The sequence below is a fragment of the Streptomyces sp. NPDC005576 genome, from assembly GCF_042871745.1.
In the GTDB taxonomy this organism is placed as follows: Bacteria; Actinomycetota; Actinomycetes; order Streptomycetales; family Streptomycetaceae; genus Streptomyces.
This window is the reverse complement of record NZ_JBIAJC010000001.1, coordinates 495,902-517,876: the sequence shown is the minus strand read 5'-3', so window position 1 is coordinate 517,876 and position 21,975 is coordinate 495,902. Positions and strand designations below refer to the sequence as shown.

Genomic DNA, 21,975 nt, shown 5'->3' with positions numbered 1-21,975 from the left:
CGTCCGGGCGCGCCCGCGCCCCGTCCTGATGTCGCCGCCGGTGTCGTTCCCGGCTCCGTCGAGTCTAGGCGGGCGGTCCGACACAGCCGGACGCCACCGCTATCGGGCCAGGTCAGCGGGGATTCGGGCCACGTACGAGCCGGGGGACGGGTCAAGGGGCGGGTGCGGTGTGCGACGGCGAAGGGGCGGAGGGTGCCGGATCGGTACACCGATACGGGCACGCGACGGGCACGCGACGGGTACGGCACGGGGTGCCGATCGTCGGGCGGCCCGGCGTGGGCGGCCTCCCCGGGAGGTACAGCAGGGTGAGGCCGCCCGGACCTCAGTTCCGGGCGGCCTCAGCTGGGGGGTGCCAGACACGGCCTAATGCCGGGTGAGCCGGTCCGACCGGGGCTGGGCACCGGCGTCGGCGGGCGGCTCCGGGCGTGGGCGGGCGGCGTACCGGGGCGGCGGTGAGGGGTGCGGCCGGGCGGCCGGGTCCGGCGGGGTGCCCCCGTCGGCGCCGCGCGCCGTCACGGGCTGCTGCCCGTTCGGGGTGGCGGACGAGGCGGCGGGCGGCGTGGCGGGCGGTGCGGCAGGGGCGACCGGGCGCGGCTGTCCGTCGCCCGCCTGCGGTTGCTGGGCCCGTTCGAGGAACCTGAGCAGCTCCACCGGGAAGGGGAGCACCAGCGTGGAGTTCTTCTCGGCCGCCACCGCGACCACCGTTTGCAGCAGCCGGAGCTGGAGGGCCGCCGGCTGTGCGGACATCTGGCCCGCGGCCTCGGCCAGCTTCTTCGATGCCTGGAGTTCGGCGTCGGCGTTGATGACGCGGGCACGGCGCTCACGGTCGGCCTCGGCCTGCCGGGCCATGGAGCGTTTCATCGTCTCCGGCAGGGAGACGTCCTTGATCTCGACCCGGTCGATCTGGACGCCCCAGCCGACGGCCGGGCTGTCGATCATCAGTTCCAGGCCCTCGTTGAGCTTCTCGCGGTTGGACAGCAGATCGTCCAGATCGCTCTTGCCGATGATGGAACGGAGCGAGGTCTGCGCCATCTGCGAGACCGCGAAGCGGTAGTCCTCGACCTGGATGACCGCACTCGCCGCGTCGATCACCTTGAAGTAGATGACCGCGTCCACCCGGACGGTCACGTTGTCCCGGGTGATCCCGTCCTGGGCGGGCACCGGCATCGTGACGATCTGCAGGTTGACCTTTCGGAGCCGGTCAACCCCGGGGACGATCATCGTGAGTCCGGGTCCCCTGATCTCGTTGCGGAGCCGGCCGAGCCGGAGCACCACCCCTCGCTCGTACTGTCTGACGACGCGGACCCCCGCGACTGCGAACAGACCGCAGACGGCGAGCACCGCGACGATCGCGATCACTAGCACTTGGACCATGACGGCCCCCTGCCACTGGCTACGGCACACAACGGCACCGGGACGGAACAGTTGCCTATTAACACGTTATGCCCTTTTCGCACCGCAGTGGAACCCCGGACTGCCCCGGATGTCGCCCGGTCGGCCCTCCCCGGGTGCCGGGGCGCGCCGGAGCGGGCAGCGTGGCATGCGCCCGTACGGAATGACGGAACGTCCGTACCGGCACCTCCGGGCCGGTGCCGCCGCGCCGGTCCCGCAGTTCCGCACCACCCTGACGATCCGGACGAGCAGACGAGGACCCGCCCATGTCCGTCACAGCGACGCTCCACCGCCGCCTCCGCCGTCCCCGCGTCGCCGTGGGGGCCGTCCTGCTGGCTCTCACCGCGCTGGGGGCCTCGGGCTGCTCGGGTCTCGGCCGCACGGCGGTCGGACCCGTCATCTACACCACCGAGCGCGACGTCGAGGTCATGGAGAACAGTCCGTTGGTACGGGGCTGCCACCAGCTGCCCGGGGGCGCGAAGACGGTCGACAACAACACCCTCATCGACATGGTTCTCTACCGCTCACGCGACTGCACCGGCAAGGGCAGCACCTATCTCTCGACCCGGCTCACCGACCAGCACGCGCCGAGCACCCCCGTGTGGCGCAGTTACACCCTCGTGCACTGACCTGCGGGCCGGTGCGCGCCCGCAGTGTCCTCCCCCGCCGTACCCTCCGCCCGTACCCTCGGCGCGCCGGCGGAGAGCCCGCGGCCTCACGCCGCGCGGCAATCCGTCACGAACAGCCCTCCGGCCCTCCGCACTCAGGACGGCTCGGGTCCATGCTGGACGTGAGGTGATGCGACATGCGTACCGGCAGTGAACCCGTGACCGCGCGCAGTCCGCTGCGCATGCGGCTCTGGCTGAGTCTCTGGGGCGTCGCCTGGACCCTGTTCGGGGTGGTCGCGTTCTCGGTCGCCGATCGTCCGGGCTGGGCGGCGGCCTGCGGCGTGCTGCTGGCGGTGACCGCGGCGGACTTCGCGGTGATCGTCCACCGGATGCACCAGGGCCCCCACTTCCAGCCGGGCAGGGAGGTCCCGCCGTACGAACCCGACCACGTCGACGGGCGGACGCACCGGCCGTGGACCTGAACCCCGGGTGCGCCCCGGCCTGACCGTCCGGCCGGGGCGCGCCCTCTCAGTCGCGGCTGTCGAAGCGCGCGGCGGTCAGGTACTCCGGGTTCGGGTCGAGGGCGGCGGCGAGCCGGAAGTGGCGGGTGGCCTGCTCCGGCCGGCCGGCCCGCTGGAAGGTGCGGGCCAGCGCGAAGTGGGCGAAGGCGTTGTCCGGTTCACGCTCCAGCACCAGCTCGAACTCCAACTCGGCGGGGCGGAGCTGGGCGGCAGCGAAGAAGGCCCTGGCCCGCAGCAGCCGGGCGGCGGTGTTCTCCGGGTGGGCGGCGATCACCGAGTCGAGGAGCTTCACCGCCCCCTGGGGGTCACGCGCGGCCAGCAGTTGCTCGGCGGCGCGGAAGTCGATCACATGGGTTTCCGGGTTCCGTTCGGGCACGGTCGGATCCTTCCCTTCGCTCGGCCGTTTCCAACGTCGTGCGTGGCCGCGCTATTCCGTGGGCCGCGCGGGACCGGCGGCCGCCCGCCGGGACAGCTCGTCCCACACCTTCCGCACCTGCGGTTCCAGGTCCGCGAGGGGGCCGTCGTTGTCCACGACGAGATCGGCGACCGCGAGCCGCTCCTCACGGGTGGCCTGGGCCGCCATCCGAGCGCGGGCGTCCGCCTCCGTCATGCCGCGCAGCCGGACGAGCCGGTCGAGCTGGGTGGCGGGGGTGGCGTCCACAACGACGACCAGGTCGTAGAGGGGGGCGAGGCCGTTCTCGGTGAGCAGCGGGACGTCGTTGACGACCACGGACCCGGGTCCGGCGGCGCGCTCCAGTTCGGCGGTCCGGTCCCTGACCAGGGGGTGCACGATGGCGTTGAGGGAGGCGAGGCGGTCGCTGTCGGCGAAGACGATCGCGCCGAGGGCGGGCCGGTCCAGGCTGCCGTCCTCGCGGAGCACGCCGGTGCCGAACTCCCGCACCACGGCGGCGAGTCCCGGCGTTCCGGGGGCGACGACCTCGCGGGCGAGGCGGTCGGCGTCGATGAGTACCGCTCCGTGCCGGACGAGCAGCCGGGACACTTCGCTCTTGCCGGCACCGATGCCGCCGGTCAGGCCAACTTTCAGCATGGGCGGCAGCCTACGGGGCCGGGTGGGCCCACGTCCCACCCGGTGGCGGCGGGCGGCGGTCCGGCGCACCCGCGCGGTGTGCCGGAACCGCCGTCGTCAGGCGTCGCCCTCGCGCTCGGCGAGGAAGCGCTCGAATTCGAGGCCGATCTCGTCGGCGGACGGCAGGTCCACCGGTTCGGCGACGAGGTTCCCGCGGGTCTCGGAGCCGGCGAGCGCGTCGTACTGGTGCTCAAGTCCCTCGACGAGTGCGACGAGTTCTTCGTCGCCCTCACCGATCTGCCGGTCGATCTCGGTCTGGGTGCGGTGCGCGGCGGTGCGCAGGGTGTGCGCGACGGTGGGCAGCACCAGGCCGGTGGCGGCGGTGATGGCTTCGAGGCTGGTGAGCGCCGCGTCCGGGTAGGCGGACCGGGCGACGTAGTGCGGGACGTGCGCGGCGACGCCGAGTACGTCGTGGCCGGCCTCGGCCAGGCGGTACTCGACGAGTGCCGCGGCCGAACCGGGGACCTGCGCCTCGTCGAACGGGGTGCTGTGGCCCGGCATCAGGTCGACGCGGTTGCCGTGCGGGGTGAGACCGACCGGACGGGTGTGCGGTACTCCCATCGGGATGCCGTGGACGGTCACCGAGAGACGGACGCCGAGGCGTTCGACGATCTGCTCGACGGCGGCGGCGAAACGCTCCCACTCCACGTCCGGTTCGGGACCGGAGAGCAGGAGGAAGGGGGCGCCGGTGGCGTCCTGGACGACCCGGACGTCCAGCGTCGGGGTCTCGTACGCCGTCCAGCGGTCGCGCCGGAAGGTGAGCAGCGGGCGCCGTGCGCGGTAGTCCACGAGGCGGTCGTGGTCGAAGCGGGCGACGACCTGGTGGGGCAGTGATTCCAGCAGTCCGTCGACGACCTGCTCGCCGGTCTCACCGGCGTCGATGTACCCGTCGAAGTGATAGAGCATGACCAGGCCGGCCGACTCCTGGGCGAGCGCCATGTCGACGACGGCCAGGCCCTTCGGCTCCCATTCGTACAGACTCTGCGGATCAGGCACAGTTACCGCTCCTCCTCGTGTTCCGAAAGGAGAACGCCCAGGGGGGCACGGACATTCCCCGTCCGTGCCCCGTCATCGGGTGTTTACGCGAGCGCGGGTGCGGAGGTCACGCGAGCACGCGGCTGTGCAGCGCGGTCACGGCCTTGCGGGCCGAGGTGAACGCCCCGTGCTGCCAGGCGTCGGTGTTGCTGAGGTAGTCGCCCGCGAAGTAGACGCGGCCGGCCGCCTTGTTGAGCGGGGCGAACGCCGCGGCCTCCGGACCCCCGGACAGCGAGTGCCAGGCGGCCTCCAGGTAGGGGGTCTGGCGCCAGTGGTGCGAGAAGGAGGAGGCCAGCTCCGTACGGTACTTCTCGCCGTGGATCTTGACGCCCTGGGCGAGGGCGCGGGCCTCCCGGTCCTTCGGGGCGAGGGCGGCGTAGGAGTCGGCGTTGGTACCGGTGTTGTAGTAGCCGATGATCAGACCGCGGTCGCCGTTGTGACCGTAGGACGGGTACCAGATGTGGGAGAGGTCCATGTCGGTCTCGGTGATGCCGCCGTAGATCCGGTGGTCGGTCTCCCACCAGCGGTTCTTGTACTCCAGGCCGATCTTTCCGGCCGAGGAGGGCCTGCATCCCTCCAGCGCGGTCTGGACGGAGGAGCCGAGGTTGTGCGAGGTCTTGGCCAGGATGTTCGGGGGCAGCGCGGCAATGCAGTAGTCGGCGTCGATGGTGCGGGTGCGGCCGTCCTGGGTGTAGGTGACGGTGACACCGTGCGGGGTGTCCCTGATGTCGGTGACGGCCGCGCCGGTTCGGATGTGGCGGCTGCCTATCGCCCGGGTCAGGGCTGCGGGTATCTGGTCCATCCCGCCGACGGGCTGGAACATCAGCATGGCCTGGTCGTACTCGAACTCGAAGGAGAAGTAGCGGCCCACGTTGGTCGAGAAGACCTCGGAGGCGGTCGGTACGCCCCCGAGCACCTCGCCCGGTGTACCGACGGCTGCGGGGTCGATGCTGTAGCCCCGCCGCGGGCTGCCGGTGTACTCGAAGGTGTCGCCGATGTCCCCGAAGTCCTTCAGGAACTCCAGGAGCTTCTCCTGGTCGTCGGCGGAGATCTGACGGTCCAGGGCTCCCATGTCGGTCGCCTTGGCGAGGAGTTCGGAGACATAGCCGTACATGTCGGCCTTGGCGGTGCGGTAGCGCATCGGGGCCTTCATCCCGGTGCGCTCGTTGAAGATGTAGGCGTTGGCGTTCACGTTGGTGAACACCTCCACCGGTACGCCGAGTTCGCGACAGTAGTCCAGCGTGACCATCCACTGGGGGATCCGGCCGGGGCCTGCGTTCATGTACTGCCCCTCGTGGAACTTCGCGGTCTGCGTGTTCCCGTAGAGGTCGGTGGTCGTGTCGCCGCCCCGGATGGTGGTGTTGCGGCCACCGGTGCGGCCCCGGGCCTCCAGGATCGTGCAGTCGTAGCCCGCCTTGCGCAGCTCGTAGGCCGAAGCGAGGCCGGCGATGCCGCCGCCGACGATGACGACCTTCGCGGCCGCCTTGCCCTTCAGGTTGAAATCGCCCTTGGTGGGCGCCGTGAAGGAGGGCTCACGGCTCGCGGCCTGGGCCGTGGGGGCCAGACCGAGGGCCCCCATGGTGGCGAACATGGCGCCCGCGCCACTGGTGAGGCCGACTTGGCGCAGGAAGTTGCGACGGCTCGAACCGGCTGCTGCACCGTTCGGCGTGCTGGATGTAGAGGTCATGTCCCGGCTCCTCGGTGGATCTTGGTGATGCCGGGATCCTGGCAAGTGCGTGTTACGGGTCGTCATTTACTCGTGTATCCCACACGTTTCTCTCTCAGGAGAATGCGAACCGATATTCGGGCAATGGTCCAGACCTTGACGCTCCTCGGAGCGCGCCCCTAACGTCTCTCGTCGGGATGAGGCTGGACCGGACCGGACCCGCCGGCTGGGCCGGAGAACGAGCCCGAGGCCGTGTGCCGCAGGGCGGAGGAGGGAGTCGACCGGAAGCGTCGTCGACCGACGGCACCGCCGCGAGGCGCGACACCGGGGCACGCGAGCCAGCGCGATCCGGACGAACGGCCCCGGCATCCCGGGGCAGCACGTACAGATCCTCGCCCCCGATTCACGTACGAGAAGACTGGACTCTCCGGGAAGGCACCTCCATGCGCACCCGCACCTCCACGCGAACCCGCACCTCCCTCGCACCGTTGCTCGCCGCCGCCCTCGTCACCTGCGGCCTCACGCTCGTCCCGGCCGGACCCGCCGGGGCCGCCACCACCGTCGGAGCCACCAGCGTCGACGCCCGCACCGTCGACGTCAGCACCGCGAAGCAGCTCAAGGCGGCGCTCGTGGCAGCCCTGCCCGGCGACACGATCCGCCTCGCCGACGGCGTCTACACCGGCAACTTCAAGGCGGCCCTCCCGGGCACGGCCGACGCCCGCATCACCCTGACCGGCTCGGCCGCGGCCGTACTCACCTCGAGCGGCGGCTACGGGCTGTACCTGAACGGCGCCTCCTACTGGACCGTGCGGGGCGTCACCGTGACCGGCGGCCAGAAGGGCATCGTGACCGACTCCGCGAACGGCGTGGTCATCGATTCGGTGACCGTCCACGACCTCGACATGGAGGGCGTGCACTTCCGGACGTCCAGCAAGGACGGGGTCATCCGGAACTCCTGGATCTACGACACCGGTCACGACGGGCGCGGCATGGGTGAGGGCGTCTACGTCGGCACCGCGGGCGACCTCACCGACAACAGCGACCGGGTCCTGATCGCCGAGAACGTCATCGGTCCGGGGGTCGGGGGCGAGAACGTCGACATCAAGGAGGGCACCACCGGCGCCCGGATCATCGGCAACACCTTCGACGGCAGCGGGCTCACCGGGGCGAACTACGACGACTCATGGGTCGACGTGAAGGGCAACGGCGTCCTCGTCCAGGGCAACACCGGCTCCCGGACGACCAATACCGGCTACGAGACCCACACCCAGCAGCCGGGCTGGGGCTGCGGCACGGTGTTCCGGGGCAACCACTCGGACCTCACCGGCGCCGTCGGCACCCCCCGGCTGGCGATCAACGTCACCGCGAACACGGCGGGCTGCACCACGACCGTGTACGCCGACAACACGGTGACCGGCGGCCTGGGCCTGACGAACATCGCCGTCACTCCCTGAGTCGTACGGACGGGCCTCGCGCGGACGGCCTCGCACGGAGGGCGCTCGTACAGCGGCCCTCGTACCGGCGGGTCTCGTACCGGCGGGTCTCGCACCGGCGGGCCTCCCGCGGAAACGCGTGAGGCCCGCCCCCCCGAAGGGGACGGGCCTCGTGCGTACCTACTACCGCTACCGCTGTCCGTCAGCGGCTGCCAGGGTCAGAGCTTCAGCTCTGGCCACCGGCCAGCTTCTCGCGCAGGGCGGCGAGCGCCTCGTCCGACGCCAGGGCGCCGGAGTTGTCGGCCGACTCCGAGGAGTACGAGCCGCCGCCACCACCGCTGCCGCCGGAGGCAGCCGGGGCGCCGGCCGGGGCAGCAGCGCCCTCGGCAGCGGCGGCCTCGTCGGCCTCGCGGGACTTGATGACCTGGGCCTGGTGCTGCTCGAAGCGCTGCTGCGCCTCGGCGTACTGCGTCTCCCAGACCTCACGCTGCGACTCGAAGCCCTCGAGCCAGTCGTTGGTCTCGGGGTCGAAGCCCTCGGGGTAGATGTAGTTGCCCTGGTCGTCGTAGGACGCGGCCATGCCGTACAGGGTCGGGTCGAACTCGACCGAGGCCGGGTCGCTGCCGAAGGACTCGTTGGCCTGCTTCAGCGAGAGGCTGATCCGACGACGCTCGAGGTCGATGTCGATGACCTTGACGAAGATCTCGTCGTTGACCTGGACGACCTGCTCCGGGATCTCCACGTGGCGCTCGGCCAGCTCGGAGATGTGGACCAGGCCCTCGATGCCCTCGTCGACGCGCACGAACGCACCGAACGGAACGAGCTTGGTGACCTTACCGGGGACGACCTGACCGATCTGGTGCGTCCGGGCGAACTGCTGCCACGGGTCTTCCTGCGTCGCCTTCAGCGACAGGGAGACACGCTCGCGGTCCATGTCGACGTCGAGAACCTCGACGGTGACTTCCTGGCCGACCTCGACAACCTCGGACGGGTGGTCGATGTGCTTCCAGGACAGCTCGGAGACGTGGACGAGACCGTCGACGCCACCCAGGTCCACGAAGGCACCGAAGTTGACGATCGAGGAGACGACGCCGGAGCGGACCTGACCCTTCTGCAGGGTGGTGAGGAACGTCTGGCGAACCTCGGACTGGGTCTGCTCCAGCCAGGCACGGCGGGACAGGACCACGTTGTTGCGGTTCTTGTCCAGCTCGATGATCTTGGCCTCGAGCTCCTTGCCCACGTAGGGCTGGAGGTCGCGAACGCGACGCATCTCGACGAGCGACGCCGGCAGGAAGCCACGGAGGCCGATGTCGAGGATGAGACCACCCTTGACCACCTCGATGACGGTACCGGTGACGATGCCGTCCTCTTCCTTGATCTTCTCGATGGTGCCCCAAGCACGCTCGTACTGCGCGCGCTTCTTCGAGAGGATCAGGCGGCCTTCCTTGTCCTCCTTCTGGAGAACCAGGGCCTCGATCTCGTCGCCGACCTTGACGACCTCGTTGGGGTCGACGTCGTGCTTGATCGAGAGCTCGCGGCTCGGGATGACACCTTCGGTCTTGTAACCGATGTCGAGGAGAACCTCGTCGCGGTCGACCTTGACGATGACACCTTCAACGATGTCGCCGTCGTTGAAGTACTTGATCGTCTCGTCGATCGCCGCGAGGAACGCGTCCGCGTCGCCGATGTCGTTGACCGCAACCTGCGGAGTGGTGGCGGTGGTCTCGGTGCTGCTCGTCATGTGGGAAAGGGCTCCGGTACGGACAGTGAGTCGTAGGTACTGCTACGCCGTGAGCCCGTATCGCCTCTGCAGAAGCCGGACAGCCGGGAAAGTGCCCGACCCGTCTCCGGGAGACACCTCGACAACCGAGGGGACATGCAACAGACGCGAGCGCGGCCTGCTAGGTCTGAGGCGCGCAGGCTCGCAGCGCAACTTGTAGCATACGGGGGCAGCCGGACACGGTCAATGCGCGAAGGCGCACACGCGGGGCACAAGGTGCCATATCCGGCACAACTCGGCCGCGTCGAGGTCCTGTCGGGCCCGTGTACGGTCCGGGAATTGCTCGCACACGCGTCGCCGGAAGCCGGCGCCCACGGCGGACACCCACACGGACCCTCCCCGCGCCCCGCCACGCGCGGCGGGGTAAAGGCAAACTACAACGACGGACACGATGAGCCAAGAGACCTACGGAACCGAACCCGAAGCGACCCGCCGCGCGGCGGACGACACGGAGAGCAGCCGGGCCAGTCGCGGCTGGTGGGACCGGAACGCGGACGAGTACCAGAGCGACCACGGGGCGTTTCTCAGCGACGACCGGTTCGTCTGGGGGCCGGAAGGGCTCGACGAGGCGGAGGCCGGGCTGCTCGGCCCCACCTCCGCACTCGCGGGCCGCGACGTCCTGGAGATCGGCGCGGGGGCGGCGCAGTGCTCCCGCTGGCTGGCGGCCCAGGGAGCCCGTCCGGTGGCCCTGGACCTCTCCCACCGGCAGCTCCAGCACGCCCTGCGGATCGGGGACGAGGTGCCGCTGGTGGAGGCGGACGCCGGGGCGCTGCCCTTCCTGGACGGCTCCTTCGACCTCGCCTGCTCGGCCTACGGGGCCGTCCCCTTCGTCGCCGACCCGGTCCGCGTCTTCCGCGAGGTGCGGCGGGTGCTGCGGCCCGGCGGGCGCTGGGTCTTCTCGGTGACCCACCCGATCCGCTGGGCCTTTCCCGACGAGCCGGGACCGGAGGGCCTCTCCGTCGCCGCGTCCTACTTCGACCGCGTCCCCTACGTGGAACAGGACGAGTCGGGCGAGGCCGTCTACGTGGAACACCACCGGACGCTGGGCGACCGGGTCCGCGACGTGGTCACGGCCGGCTTCCGCCTCGTCGACCTGGTGGAACCGGAGTGGCCGGAGTGGAACCACCAGGAGTGGGGCGGCTGGTCGCCGCTGCGCGGAAACCTCATCCCCGGCACGGCGATCTTCGTCTGTGAGCGGGACTGAGGCGATCTTCGTCGGTGAGCGGGACCGACCGGGCCGGTGTCGCACTTCTGCCCGACTGCGATCGCCGGCCACCACCTGCTGCTGCCGTGTCTGCGGGTAGCCGGAAGACACGGGCATGCACGGACTTACACGGACTTACACGGACAGACACTGACAGACAGCGGACAGCGGGCAGCGGGCAGCGGGCAGCGGGCATGGACCGACGCTGCTGGGGACTGCCCGGGACGCCCTCCCCCGCGTGGGGGAAGTGGCTCCCCCGTGCGGGGGTGGGGGGGCGCACGGGCGGCCGTACGACACTGGGTGCGTGATCCGAACCGATGCGCTGGCCGACCTGCCCGTCCGCACCGCCGTGCCCGCCCTGCGCCGGGCACTCGACGAGCGGGGCGCGGCCGTGCTCTGCGCGCCGCCGGGGACCGGCAAGACCACCCTCGTGCCGCTCGCCCTCGCCGGGCTGACCGGCGAGGGGCCCCCGCGCCGGGTCGTGGTCGCCGAGCCCCGCAGGATCGCCGCCCGCGCCGCGGCCCGCCGCATGGCCTGGCTCCTCGGCGAGCGGCCCGGGGGCCGCGTCGGCTTCACCGTGCGCGGTGAGCGGGTGGTCGGCCCGGACACGGTGATCGAGGTCGTCACCACCGGGGTGCTGCTCCAGCGCCTCCAGCGCGACCAGGAGCTTTCCGGCACCGACGTGGTGATCCTCGACGAGTGCCACGAACGCCATCTCGACGCGGACACCGCCGCCGCCTTCCTGCTGGACGTACGGGAGACGCTCCGCCCCGATCTGCGGCTGGTCGCCGCCTCCGCGACGACCGACGCGGAGGGCTGGGCCCGGCTGCTCGGCGACGCCCCGGTGGTCGGGGCGACCGGGATCTCCCACCCGGTGGAGGTCGTCTGGTCGCCGCCCACCACCCCGGTCCGGCCTCCGCACGGGATGCGGGTCGATCCGGCGCTGCTGGCGCACGTCGCCTCGGTGGTGCGCCGGGCACTCGCGGAGCGGGACGGCGACGTGCTCTGCTTCCTGCCCGGTGTCGGCGAGATCGCCCGGGTCGCCGGACAGTTGGCGGGCGCCGGGGCGGAGGTGCTCCAGGTGCACGGGCGGGCCCCCGCCGCCGTGCAGGACGCGGTCCTGGCGGGAGGCACCGGCGCGGGCCGGCGGGTGGTGCTGGCGACCTCGGTCGCGGAGTCCTCGCTGACCGTGCCCGGGGTGCGGGTCGTGGTCGACAGCGGCCTCGCCCGGGAGCCCAGGACCGATCACGCCCGGGGGCTGAGTGCCCTGACGACCGTGCGGGCATCGCAGGCGACCGGACGCCAGCGGGCCGGCCGTGCCGGACGGGAGGCTCCCGGTGCGGTGTACCGGTGCTGGACCGAGGCGGAGGACGGGTGGCTCGCCCGGTTCCCGGCCCCGGAGATCCGGGTCGCGGACCTGGCGGCGTTCGCCCTCCGGGCCGCGTGCTGGGGCGACCCCGGGGGCGTGCACCTCGCACTGCTCGACCCGCCGCCCGCAGGGGCGATGGGCGCGGCGCGCGAGGTGCTGACGGCCGTCGGGGCGGTGGACGCGGACGGGCGGGTGACCCGGCGCGGTACGCGGATGTCCCGCCTCGGTGTCCATCCCCGGCTGGCGCGGGCCCTGGTCGACGGAGCCCGGGAGGTCGGGGGGCGTCGGGCGGCCGAGGTGGTGGCCCTGCTGAGCGAGGAGCCGCCCCGCGAGTACGGGGACGATCTGGCGGCGGCCCTGCGTACCGCGCGCCGGGGTGGCGACGGATACGCCGCACGGTGGCGCCAGGAGGTGCGGCGGCTGTCGTCCTCGCTGGGCGGCGGGACCGAGGCCGGGGACGGGCCGGCGGGCGGTTCGGCAGGAAGCGGTTCGGCGGGGAGCGGTTCGTCAGGAAGCGGTTCGTCGGGGAGCGGTTCGTCGGGGAGCGGTTCGTCGGGCGGGGCCGCTCCGGTCACGGACGACGCCGCCGCCGGACTGGTGGCCGCACTGGCGTTCCCCGAACGGGTGGCGCGGGGCCGGGGCGGTGAGGCGTTCCTGATGGCTTCGGGGACCGGGGCGGAACTCCGTGACGGATCGGGCCTGCGCGGCTCGCCGTGGCTCGCGGTCGCGGTGGCGGACCGGCCCTCGCATGCCGCGTCCGCCCGGGTGCGGCTGGCCGCGGTGATCGACGAGGAGACCGCGGTGCTGGCCGCGGGGCATCTGCGGTTCCGGGGCGAGGAGGTCCGCTGGAGCGACGGCGACGTGGTGGCGCGCGTGGTGGACCGGCTGGGGGCGGTGGAGCTGGCGGTGCGTCCGTTGAAGCAGCCTCCCCCGGAGCTGGTACGGACCGCGCTCCTGGAGGGGCTGCGCCGGGAGGGCACCGGGCTGTTGCGGTGGACCCGGGACAGCGAGCAGTTGCGGGCCAGGCTGGCGTTCCTGCACGGGGCGCTGGGTGCGCCGTGGCCCGCGATGACGGACGAGGCGCTGCTGTCGCGCGCGCCGGAGTGGCTGGAGCCGGAGCTGTCGCGCGCGCGACGCCGTGCGGATCTGGGGCGGATCGACGCGGGACAGGCGCTGCGCCGACTGCTGCCGTGGGCGACCGGCGAGGCGTCCCGGCTGGACGAGCTGGCCCCTGAGCGCATCGAGGTGCCGAGCGGCTCGCGTATCCGGGTGGAGTACGGCGGTGAGCAGCCGGTCCTCGCGGTGAAGCTCCAGGAGCTGTTCGGACTGGCCGAGACGCCCTCGGTGGCCGGGGTGCCCGTGCTGGTGCACCTGTTGTCCCCGGCGGGGCGACCGGCGGCGGTGACCGCGGATCTGGCCTCGTTCTGGCGGGAGGGGTATCGCGCCGTCCGGGCGGAGCTGCGCGGTCGCTACCCCCGTCACCCGTGGCCGGAGGATCCGACGACGGTGGCCGCCACCCGGTTCACCTCGGCGCGGCTGAAGCGGGAGCAGCGGCCGTGACCGGGCAGGGCGGTCGGCAACGGTACGGCACGGAGGCCGGGTAGCGGTACGGCACGGAGGCCGGTACGGCCGCGCGCCCGTACCGGGAGTGCCTGCCCGGTACGGGCGCGCTGGGCGTGCTGAGCGGCGTCAGGCGGCCGGGGCCGCCTCCACGGTGAGCTCGATGTCGAGGACGGCGCCGCCCTCGGTGGTGATCCGCAGCTTGTACGTTCCCGCCGTACCGCCCGCGTGGATCTGCGGGAGGGAGAGCAGGCCGTCCGTGTCGGTCGTCAGGCCGGTGAGCGTGCTGACGACGGAGTCACCCTCACCCGTGAAGTGGGGGCCCTGGCCGTCCTGGACGGCTTCCCCGCCGCTGGTGAGGATCGTGGCGGTGGCGGCGACGCCGGAAGCGACGGCCCCGTCGAGGGTCGCCCTGACCTGGACACCGGCGAAGTCACCGTCCGGGGCGGCGGTCAGCTCGGTGCTGGTCGTCCGGGTGACCGTGTCGGCCCGGCGGGCGGTGACGGTCGCCGTGACGTCGAGGCTGAACCGCGTGGTGGTGCCTGCGACGGCGTGGATCCGGAAGTCGCCCGTGGTTTCGCCCGCGACGAGCGCCGGGGCGCCGGCGGTGCCGTCCGCCGCGGTGACGGCCTCGGCGGTCGTGGCCCCGCCGGCGAAGTGGGCGTCGGTGTCACCGCTGATCGTGAAGGTGACGGGGGCCTTGGCGAAGCCGTTGCCCTGGCCGTCGACGGCCCGCACGGTGACGCTCCCGGCGAACTCCTGGCCCGTCACGGCGGTCAGCGTGCCGGTGCCCGCGTCCTTGATGCCGGAGAGCTTGAGCGCCTGGGAGGGCGGGGGAGGCGTGGTGGTCGTGGGCGGCTTGGCGGGCAGGGTGCCCGCAGGGTTGCCGCTCGGCGGTGTGGTGGGGCTCGGGGAGGGCGAGGCGCTTCCCGGCTTCCCGTCCGTGGAGGGGGTGGGCGAGGGGGAGGACGGGTGGGAAGGCGGGGTCGAGGGCGACGGGGAGGCGGAGACCGGGCGGGTGGCGGGGGTGGTCGCCGGGCCGGGAGTGGTCGGCAGGACTCCGGTTCCGTCGGGCACCGGGTGCGCCCCGTCGTTGTAGTACTCGAACCAGGAACGCACGGTCGACAGGTAGGCGGAGGAGTGGTTGTAACTCAGCACCGCCCGGTCGATGTCGCTGCCGGTGGACAGGTCCCGGGAACCGGCGCAGAGGTAACGTCCGGCGGCGAGCGCCGCGTCGTAGACGTTGTTGGGGTCCTTGCGTCCGTCACCGTTGGCGTCCTGGCCCCAGGTGGCCCAGGTGGACGGGATGAACTGCATCGGCCCGACCGCGCGGTCGTGGACCGCGTCGCTGTCGTACGCGCCGTCGTCCGTGTCCTGGATGAGCGCGAAGCCGTTGCCGTCGAGGGCGGGGCCGAGGATCGGGGTGAGCGTCGTACCACTCGCGTCGACCTTGCCGCCCCGCGCCTGACCCGACTCCACCTTGCCGATGGCGGCGAGGAGTTGCCAGGGCAGCCGACAGGCCGGGTCGGTGCCGGCGATGGTCGACTGGGCCTGCTTGTACGCGCCGAGCACCGAGGCCGGAATGCCCGATTCGGCACTGCCGACGGGCAGACCGACCGAGACGGTCGGGGCGTTGGGAGTGGTCAGCGGCGGCAGGTCCGTGTGGTAGCCGTCGTTGCCGGTGGCGGCGCCCTGTTCGGGTTCGGCCGCGGTCGGCATGTCGGTCCCGCCGGGGGGCGTGGCCTGGGCCAGGGGGGCGCCGGGCGCCTGGGAGGCGGAGAGTGCCGCGACGACAGCGGCGGCCACCGCGGTGCTGGTGGCCCCTCTGCGCAGGCGACGGCCGAATTGTGCTGCCATATGGTCTGGTCCCTCCCCGATGACGGCTGTTCGCGCTCCCCAGCGCGAGGACTCCCGTGACCCTACGGCAACTTCTGATACTTCAACACAGACGATTGACCGGTTCTCACGCGTTTTTCACGATGTTCAGCACACGTTGTCCTGCCTCTCTCTACCCGAACGGGACAGCCTTTCCGCCGAACGGGCCTTCTTCAACCAGGAGATGCGTGGGCGGGCTCCCCGTGGGCAGGGGGTGCGTGGTCCGCACCGGCCCGTAAGCATACTGCCGTCATGCCGTTCACCCTCAGCCACGCCGCCGCCGTCCTGCCCCTCATCCGCCGGAGCGGCACCGCGCGCGGACCGCTGCTCGCATCGGCGCTCGTCGCGGGCTCGTTCGCCCCCGACGTCACCTACTTCGCGGACAGCGTGGTTCCCGGGGCCATGGAGTTCGGCAGCTTCACCCACTCCGCAGCCGGTGTGGTGACGGTCGACGTGCTGATCACAGGCGCCCTGCTCGCCCTCTGGCTGCTGCTGCGTGAACCCCTCGTCGCGCTGCTCCCCCCGTCCCGGCAGCCCCGGGTGTACGGGTGGGTGCGCGGTCGCCGGATGAAGGGCGGGCTCGGGGTCCGGGAGGCGGGGGCGTTCCTGCTCTCCGCCGTGGTGGGTTCGGCCACGCACGTCGTGTGGGACGCCTTCACCCACCACGACCGCTGGGGCAGCGAACTCCTGCCGTTCCTGGGCGGAAGCCTCGCCGGGCAACCCGTCTACCGGCTCGTCCAGTACGGCTCGTCGGCTCTGGCGCTCATCGCCCTCGCGCTCTTCTCCGTATCGGCGGTCTCCGCACCAGCACTGCCCGAATCGGCGCTCTCCGCACCGGCGCTCACCGAATCGGCCCGGCGGCGTACCGGCTCCGGGTCCGGGTCCGCGCCGGAGTGCGCGGCATCCGCCCTACCGGAGCTCGACCGGCGGGACCGCCGGGTGGCCGGGGCGGTCCTCGCGGGGGGCGTGCTGCTGGGCGGCGTGCACCGCTGCGCCCGTCAGTACGCGCACTCCGGGCACTCCTGGCGTCCCGGGTACCCGGGGTTCATCGACGCCGCGCTCGACTTCGTCCCCGCCGCCTGCTTCGGGGCCGGTTCCGGGCTCGCCGCAGGACTGGTGGTGTACGCGACGTGGGTGCGGCTGCGGGGGCGTGGACGGACGGGCACCCCGGACCTCCGCCGCCGCGCCCCGACGCGGACATGACGGAGGCCGGGCACGTCGTGCCCGGCCTCCGTCCCGCGAGAGGGCGCGCCCGGTCGGAGCGCGCTTCCTCGGATGCCGTCAGTGCGCTGCGGACTCCCAGTCGGTTCCCACGCCGACCGACACGTCCAGCGGCGCCCGCAGCGACACGGCCGACGCCATCTCGTGGCGCAGGATCCGCTCCACCTCGGCGCTCTCACCCGGTGCGATCTCCAGCACGATTTCGTCGTGGACCTGGAGCAGCATGCGCGATTTCAGCTCGGCCGCGGTCAGCGCACTGTCCACCTTGAGCATCGCGACCTTGACGATGTCCGCGGCGGTGCCCTGGATCGGGGCGTTGAGCGCCATCCGCTCCGCCGTCTCGCGCCGCTGGCGGTTGTCGCTGTTGAGGTCGGGGAGGTACCGGCGGCGGCCGAAGACCGTCTCGGTGTACCCGGTGGACCTCGCCTCCTCCACGACCCGGTGGAGGTAGTCGCGTACTCCGCCGAAGCGCTCGAAGTACGTGTCCATCAGGCCACGTGCCTCGCCCGCCTCGATGTTGAGCTGCTGGGAGAGCCCGAACGCGGAGAGACCGTAGGCGAGTCCGTACGACATGGCCTTGATCTTGCGCCGCATCTCCGGGTCGACGGCCGACTTGTCCACGCCGAACACCTGGGAGGCGACGGTGGTGTGCAGGTCCTCGCCGGAGGTGAACGCCTCGATCAGGCCGGCGTCCTCGGAGAGGTGGGCCATCACCCGGAGCTCGATCTGGCTGTAGTCCGCCGTCATCAGCGTCTCGAAGCCCTCGCCGACGACGAAGCCCCGGCGGATCGCGCGCCCCTCGTCCGTACGGACCGGGATGTTCTGGAGGTTGGGGTCGGTGGAGGAGAGACGGCCGGTCGCCGCCACCGTCTGGTTGAAGGTGGTGTGGATGCGTCCGTCCGCCGCGATCGTCTTGACCAGGCCCTCGACGGTGACCCGCAGCTTCGCCTGCTCGCGGTGGCGCAGCATGATCACCGGCAGCTCGTGCTCGGTCTGTGCGGCGAGCCAGGCCAGGGCGTCGGCGTCGGTGGTGTAACCGGTCTTCGTCTTCTTCGTCCTGGGCAGGCCCAGTTCGCCGAAGAGGACCTCCTGGAGCTGCTTGGGCGAGCCGAGGTTGAACTCCCGGCCCACCGCCGCGTGCGCTTCCTTTGTGGCCTGCTGCACGGCGCCCGCGAACTGCTGCTCCATCGACTCCAGATGGGCGCGGTCGGCGGCGATGCCGTGCCGCTCCAGCCGGGCCAGCAGGATCGAGGTGGGGAGTTCCATGTCGTGCAGCAGGTCGAGCGCGCCGACCTCACGGAGCCGGACGGAGAACGCGGCTCCGAGGTCGAGGACCGCGCGGGCCTGCGTCATCAGGGCGTCCGCCTCGGCGCGGTCGTCCGCGCCGAACGCCAGCTGCCCGTCCGCCGCGGCGGCCGGGGCCAGCTCGCGGTGGAGGTACTCGACCGCGAGGGCGTCCAGCGCGAACGACCGGCGTCCCGGCTTCACCAGGTACGCCGCGAGCGCGGTGTCCATGGTGACGCCCTCGATGTGCCAGCCGAGTTCGGGGAAGACCCGCATGGCCGCCTTGGCGTTGTGCAGGACCTTCGGCCGCGCCGGGTCGGCGAGCCAGGCGGTGAACGCCGCCTCGTCCGAGGGGTCCAGCTCCGTGGGGTCGAGCCAGGCCGCGGCCCCGCCGACCGCCGCGAGGGCGATCTCGGTGACGGTGCCGGTGCCGAGCGCCCAGGTGTCCACGGTGGCCATGCCCAGCGGCTGGGCGCCGTGCTCGGCCAGCCATGCGGCGACCTGTCCGGTGCCCAGCACCGTGCCGTCGAGCTCCACCCCGGCGGCGGGGGCGGGTGCTTCCTCCTCGGCCGCGCCGGGGTCGACGGCGAGCAGCCGCTCCCGCAGGCTCGGATTGCGGATCTCCAGGACGTCCAGCACGCCGGTGACGGCGTTGCGGTCGTAGGGGGCGCGCTCCAGCTCGGCGGGGCCCTTCGGGAGCTCCACGTCGCGCACCATCTCGGTCAGCCGGCGGTTCATCCGCACCGAGTCCAGGTGGTCGCGGAAGTTCTGTCCCGCGACGCCCTTCACCTCGTCGGCGCGCGCCACCAGCTCGTCGAAGGACCCGAACTGGTTGATCCACTTCGCGGCGGTCTTCTCGCCCACCTTGGGGATGCCGGGGAGGTTGTCCGACGGGTCGCCGCGCAGCGCGGCGAAGTCCGGGTACTGGGCGGGGGTGAGGCCGTACTTCTCCTCGACCTTCTCCGGGGTGAAGCGGGTCAGCTCGGAGACACCCTTGGTGGGGTAGAGGACCGTGACGTTCTCGGTGATGAGCTGGAAGGAGTCGCGGTCGCCCGTGACGATCAGCACCTCGAACCCGGCGGCCTCCGCCTGGGTGGCGAGGGTGGCGATCACGTCGTCGGCCTCGAAGCCGTCGACGGCGAACCGGTCGGCGTGCATCGCGTCCAGCAGCTCGCCGATCAGCTCGACCTGCCCCTTGAACTCGTCGGGCGTCTTCGAGCGGTTCGCCTTGTACTCGGGGAACTCCTGGGAGCGCCAGGTCTTGCGGGACACGTCGAACGCCACCGCGAAGTGGGTGGGCGCCTCGTCGCGCAGCGTGTTCGCCAGCATCGAGGCGAAGCCGTACACGGCGTTCGTCGGCTGCCCCGTCCCGGTCGTGAAATTCTCCGCGGGCAGGGCGAAGAACGCCCGGTACGCCAGGGAGTGCCCGTCCATGAGGAGCAGGCGCGGTCGGTTGTCTGCCGTCTTCTTCGATGCTGTCTCAGCCACATACCCGATCCTGCCACGGCCCGCCGACATCGAGGACCGCCCGCGGCTCCCGTCGCCCCCTCCTTCCGGGGGCGCCCTCCGACGCCATGACAGGATCGAACGGGAGAGACCCACGCGCTCGAAGGGGAGAGACCATGGCCACGAAGCCCCCGACCGGAGACCCGGTCCAGGACGCCCCGCAGGTGCGCGAGGCCCAGCACGCCGCCGCCGGACTGCCCGCCGTCGCCCACTCGCTGCTCATGGCCCAGCAGCAGATGGGGGTGGCCCGTACCGCCCGGACCCTCCTCAGGGTCAATCAGAAGAACGGCTTCGACTGCCCCGGCTGCGCCTGGCCGGAGGGCGACGAACGCCACACCGCGGAGTTCTGCGAGAACGGTGCCAAGGCCGTCGCCGAGGAGGCGACGCTGCGCCGCGTCACCCCGGAGTTCTTCGCCGCGCACCCGGTCTCCGACCTGGCCGGCCGCAGCGGGTACTGGCTCGGCCAGCAGGGCAGGATCACGCATCCGATGTACCTCCCCGAGGGCGCGGACACCTACGAGGCGATCGGCTGGGACGACGCCTTCGCCATCATTGCCGAAGAACTCCGTGCGCTCGGCTCCCCCGACGAGGCCCTCTTCTACACCTCCGGCCGCACCAGCAACGAGGCGGCGTTCCTCCTCCAGCTCTTCGCCCGCGAGTACGGCACGAACAACCTCCCGGACTGCTCCAACATGTGCCACGAGTCGTCCGGCTCGGCGCTCGCGGAGACCATCGGCATAGGCAAGGGCAGCGTCTCCCTGGAGGATCTCCACCACGCCGATCTGATCATCGTCGCCGGGCAGAACCCCGGCACCAACCACCCGCGCATGCTCTCCGCCCTGGAGAAGGCGAAGAACGCCGGGGCGAAGATCATCTCGGTGAACCCGCTGCCCGAGGCGGGACTGGAACGCTTCAAGAACCCGCAGACCCCGCTCGGCATGATCAAGGGCACCGCTCTCACCGACCTCTTCCTCCAGATCCGTCTCGGCGGCGACCAGGCTCTCTTCCGCCTCCTCAACAAGCTGGTCCTGGAGACCGAGGGCGCCGTCGACACCGCGTTCGTCGACGAACACACCCACGGGTACGAGGAGTTCGCCCGCACCGCCCGGGAAGCCGACTGGGAATCCACGCTCACCGCCACCGGGCTGGAGCAGGCCGACATCGAGAAGGCCCTCGCCCTGGTCCTCGCCTCCGAGCGCACCATCGTCTGCTGGGCGATGGGCCTCACCCAGCACAAGCACTCGGTGCCCACCATCCGCGAGGTAGTCAACTTCCTCCTGCTGCGCGGGAACATCGGCCGCCCCGGAGCCGGGGTCTGCCCGGTGCGCGGCCACTCCAACGTCCAGGGCGACCGCACCATGGGCATCTACGAGCGCCCCGCACCCGCCTTCCTCGACGCCCTCGACCGGGAGTTCGGCATCACCTCGCCCCGCCACCACGGGTACGACGTGGTCCGCGCCATCCGCGCCCTGCGCGACGGCGACGCCAAGGTCTTCTTCGCTATGGGCGGCAACTTCGTCGCCGCCACCCCCGACACCGAGGTCACCGAGGCCGCGATGCGCCGCGCCCGCCTCACCGTGCACGTGTCGACCAAGCTCAACCGCTCCCACGCGGTCACCGGCAGCCGCGCCCTGATCCTGCCGACCCTCGGCCGCACCGACAAGGACGTCCAGGCCGGCGGCAAGCAGTTCGTCACCGTCGAGGACTCCATGAGCATGGTGCACGCCTCCCGCGGCAACCTCGCCCCGGCGAGCCCGCACCTGCTCTCCGAACCCGCCATCGTCGCCCGCATGGCGCGCGCCGTACTCGGGCCCGGTTCGAGGACCCCCTGGGAGGAGTTCGAGAAGGACTACGGCACGATCCGCGACCGCATCGCCCGCGTGGTTCCCGGCTTCGAGGACTTCAACGCACGCGTCGCCCGCCCCGGCGGATTCACCCTCCCGCACGGCCCGCGCGACGCCCGCCGCTTCCCGACCGCGACCGGCAAGGCCAACTTCACCGCCGCACCCGTCGAGTACCCGGAACTCCCGGCGGGCCGACTGCTGTTGCAGACCCTGCGCTCCCACGACCAGTACAACACCACGATCTACGGACTCGACGACCGCTACCGCGGCATCAAGGACGGCCGCCGCGTCGTCCTCGTCAACCCCGACGACGCCCGCGAACTCGGCCTCGACGACGGCGCCCACACCGACCTCGTCAGCGAGTGGAAGGACGGCACCGAACGCCGCGCCCCCGGCTTCCGGATCGTCCACTACCCCACCGCCCGGGGCTGCGCCGCCGCCTACTACCCCGAGACGAACGTCCTGGTCCCGCTCGACTCGACCGCCGACACCAGCAACACCCCCGCCAGCAAGTCGGTCGTGGTGCGCTTCGAGAACTCCGGCTGACCCGGACCCACGGGCGGCCCGGCGGCTCCTCACCGGGGCCGCCG

Annotated in this window: 15 protein-coding genes; 7 read left to right on the top strand and 8 right to left on the bottom strand. The window is 72.0% G+C overall.

Annotated elements, in window-relative coordinates; genetic code table 11:
- Nucleotides 1–363: 363 nt before the first annotated feature.
- Nucleotides 364–1,374 carry a slipin family protein gene (locus tag ACFYPN_RS02265; RefSeq protein WP_358759908.1) on the bottom strand — a complete coding sequence of 337 codons (1,011 nt, stop codon included), beginning with the start codon at nt 1,372–1,374 and terminating at the stop codon, nt 364–366.
- 284 nt (nt 1,375–1,658) lie between these two features.
- Here ACFYPN_RS02265 and ACFYPN_RS02260 point away from each other — a divergent pair, with 284 nt between their 5' ends.
- The gene (locus ACFYPN_RS02260; protein WP_358759910.1) at nt 1,659–2,021 is read left to right on the top strand and encodes a hypothetical protein; all 363 of its coding nucleotides are present in this window, start codon (nt 1,659–1,661) and stop codon (nt 2,019–2,021) included.
- A 176-nt stretch (nt 2,022–2,197) separates the two neighbouring features.
- The gene (locus ACFYPN_RS02255; protein ID WP_358759912.1) at nt 2,198–2,482 is read left to right on the top strand and encodes a DUF6343 family protein; all 285 of its coding nucleotides are present in this window, start codon (nt 2,198–2,200) and stop codon (nt 2,480–2,482) included.
- A gap of 46 nt (nt 2,483–2,528) precedes the next feature.
- On the opposite strand, the gene ACFYPN_RS02250 is transcribed toward ACFYPN_RS02255, so the two are convergent.
- The 4 genes from ACFYPN_RS02250 to ACFYPN_RS02235 form a co-directional block, all read right to left on the bottom strand.
- Nucleotides 2,529–2,897 (bottom strand): tetratricopeptide repeat protein, encoded by a 369-nt coding sequence (locus ACFYPN_RS02250; protein WP_327175157.1) that lies wholly within the window; start codon nt 2,895–2,897, stop codon nt 2,529–2,531.
- Between the two features lie 51 nt (nt 2,898–2,948).
- Nucleotides 2,949–3,569, bottom strand: coding sequence for a dephospho-CoA kinase (coaE, locus tag ACFYPN_RS02245; RefSeq protein WP_358759914.1), 621 nt, complete (start codon nt 3,567–3,569; stop codon nt 2,949–2,951).
- Between the two features lie 96 nt (nt 3,570–3,665).
- A complete protein-coding gene (locus ACFYPN_RS02240; protein ID WP_358759916.1) occupies nt 3,666–4,604 on the bottom strand; it encodes a PAC2 family protein in 939 nt (312 codons plus the stop codon).
- Nucleotides 4,605–4,710: 106 nt separating this feature from the next.
- Nucleotides 4,711–6,234, bottom strand: coding sequence for a flavin monoamine oxidase family protein (locus ACFYPN_RS02235; RefSeq protein ID WP_358759980.1), 1,524 nt, complete (start codon nt 6,232–6,234; stop codon nt 4,711–4,713).
- A gap of 518 nt (nt 6,235–6,752) precedes the next feature.
- On the opposite strand from ACFYPN_RS02235, the gene ACFYPN_RS02230 reads away from it, so the two are divergent.
- Complete coding sequence (locus ACFYPN_RS02230; protein ID WP_389296456.1) at nt 6,753–7,763, top strand: right-handed parallel beta-helix repeat-containing protein; 1,011 nt, start codon at nt 6,753–6,755, stop codon at nt 7,761–7,763.
- A 205-nt stretch (nt 7,764–7,968) separates the two neighbouring features.
- Here ACFYPN_RS02230 and rpsA read toward each other — a convergent pair whose 3' ends face one another.
- On the bottom strand, nt 7,969–9,483 hold the full coding sequence (rpsA, locus tag ACFYPN_RS02225; protein ID WP_358759920.1) for a 30S ribosomal protein S1: 1,515 nt from the start codon (nt 9,481–9,483) through the stop codon (nt 7,969–7,971).
- Nucleotides 9,484–9,913: 430 nt separating this feature from the next.
- Between rpsA and ACFYPN_RS02220 the strand changes: the two genes are divergently transcribed.
- Complete coding sequence (locus tag ACFYPN_RS02220) at nt 9,914–10,726, top strand: class I SAM-dependent methyltransferase (protein ID WP_389296455.1); 813 nt, start codon at nt 9,914–9,916, stop codon at nt 10,724–10,726.
- Between the two features lie 304 nt (nt 10,727–11,030).
- On the top strand, nt 11,031–13,655 hold the full coding sequence (locus ACFYPN_RS02215; RefSeq protein ID WP_389296454.1) for an ATP-dependent RNA helicase: 2,625 nt from the start codon (nt 11,031–11,033) through the stop codon (nt 13,653–13,655).
- Between the two features lie 129 nt (nt 13,656–13,784).
- On the opposite strand, the gene ACFYPN_RS02210 is transcribed toward ACFYPN_RS02215, so the two are convergent.
- Nucleotides 13,785–15,512: a lytic transglycosylase domain-containing protein gene (locus ACFYPN_RS02210; RefSeq protein WP_389296453.1), complete on the bottom strand. Its 1,728-nt coding sequence runs from the start codon at nt 15,510–15,512 to the stop codon at nt 13,785–13,787.
- 270 nt (nt 15,513–15,782) lie between these two features.
- On the opposite strand from ACFYPN_RS02210, the gene ACFYPN_RS02205 reads away from it, so the two are divergent.
- A complete protein-coding gene (locus ACFYPN_RS02205) occupies nt 15,783–16,733 on the top strand; it encodes a DUF4184 family protein (RefSeq protein ID WP_358759927.1) in 951 nt (316 codons plus the stop codon).
- 78 nt (nt 16,734–16,811) lie between these two features.
- On the opposite strand, the gene polA is transcribed toward ACFYPN_RS02205, so the two are convergent.
- Nucleotides 16,812–19,523, bottom strand: coding sequence for a DNA polymerase I (gene polA, locus ACFYPN_RS02200; RefSeq protein ID WP_358759929.1), 2,712 nt, complete (start codon nt 19,521–19,523; stop codon nt 16,812–16,814).
- 134 nt (nt 19,524–19,657) lie between these two features.
- Between polA and ACFYPN_RS02195 the strand changes: the two genes are divergently transcribed.
- Entirely contained in the window at nt 19,658–21,931 is a 2,274-nt protein-coding gene (locus tag ACFYPN_RS02195; protein WP_358759931.1) for an FdhF/YdeP family oxidoreductase, read from the top strand.
- Nucleotides 21,932–21,975: the final 44 nt, after the last annotated feature.

Excerpts from the sequence above, each read along its gene's own strand:
- rpsA (WP_358759920.1), bottom strand. The coding sequence starts at position 9,483 with ATGACGAGCAGCACCGAGACCACCGCCACCACTCCGCAGGTTGCGGTC.
- ACFYPN_RS02230 (WP_389296456.1), top strand. The coding sequence starts at position 6,753 with ATGCGCACCCGCACCTCCACGCGAACCCGCACCTCCCTCGCACCGTTG.
- ACFYPN_RS02235 (WP_358759980.1), bottom strand. The coding sequence starts at position 6,234 with ATGTTCGCCACCATGGGGGCCCTCGGTCTGGCCCCCACGGCCCAGGCC.
- ACFYPN_RS02210 (WP_389296453.1), bottom strand. The coding sequence starts at position 15,512 with ATGGCAGCACAATTCGGCCGTCGCCTGCGCAGAGGGGCCACCAGCACC.
- coaE (WP_358759914.1), bottom strand. The coding sequence starts at position 3,569 with ATGCTGAAAGTTGGCCTGACCGGCGGCATCGGTGCCGGCAAGAGCGAA.
- ACFYPN_RS02220 (WP_389296455.1), top strand. The coding sequence starts at position 9,914 with ATGAGCCAAGAGACCTACGGAACCGAACCCGAAGCGACCCGCCGCGCG.
- ACFYPN_RS02265 (WP_358759908.1), bottom strand. The coding sequence starts at position 1,374 with ATGGTCCAAGTGCTAGTGATCGCGATCGTCGCGGTGCTCGCCGTCTGC.
- ACFYPN_RS02205 (WP_358759927.1), top strand. The coding sequence starts at position 15,783 with ATGCCGTTCACCCTCAGCCACGCCGCCGCCGTCCTGCCCCTCATCCGC.
- ACFYPN_RS02255 (WP_358759912.1), top strand. The coding sequence starts at position 2,198 with ATGCGTACCGGCAGTGAACCCGTGACCGCGCGCAGTCCGCTGCGCATG.
- ACFYPN_RS02260 (WP_358759910.1), top strand. The coding sequence starts at position 1,659 with ATGTCCGTCACAGCGACGCTCCACCGCCGCCTCCGCCGTCCCCGCGTC.
- ACFYPN_RS02195 (WP_358759931.1), top strand. The coding sequence starts at position 19,658 with ATGGCCACGAAGCCCCCGACCGGAGACCCGGTCCAGGACGCCCCGCAG.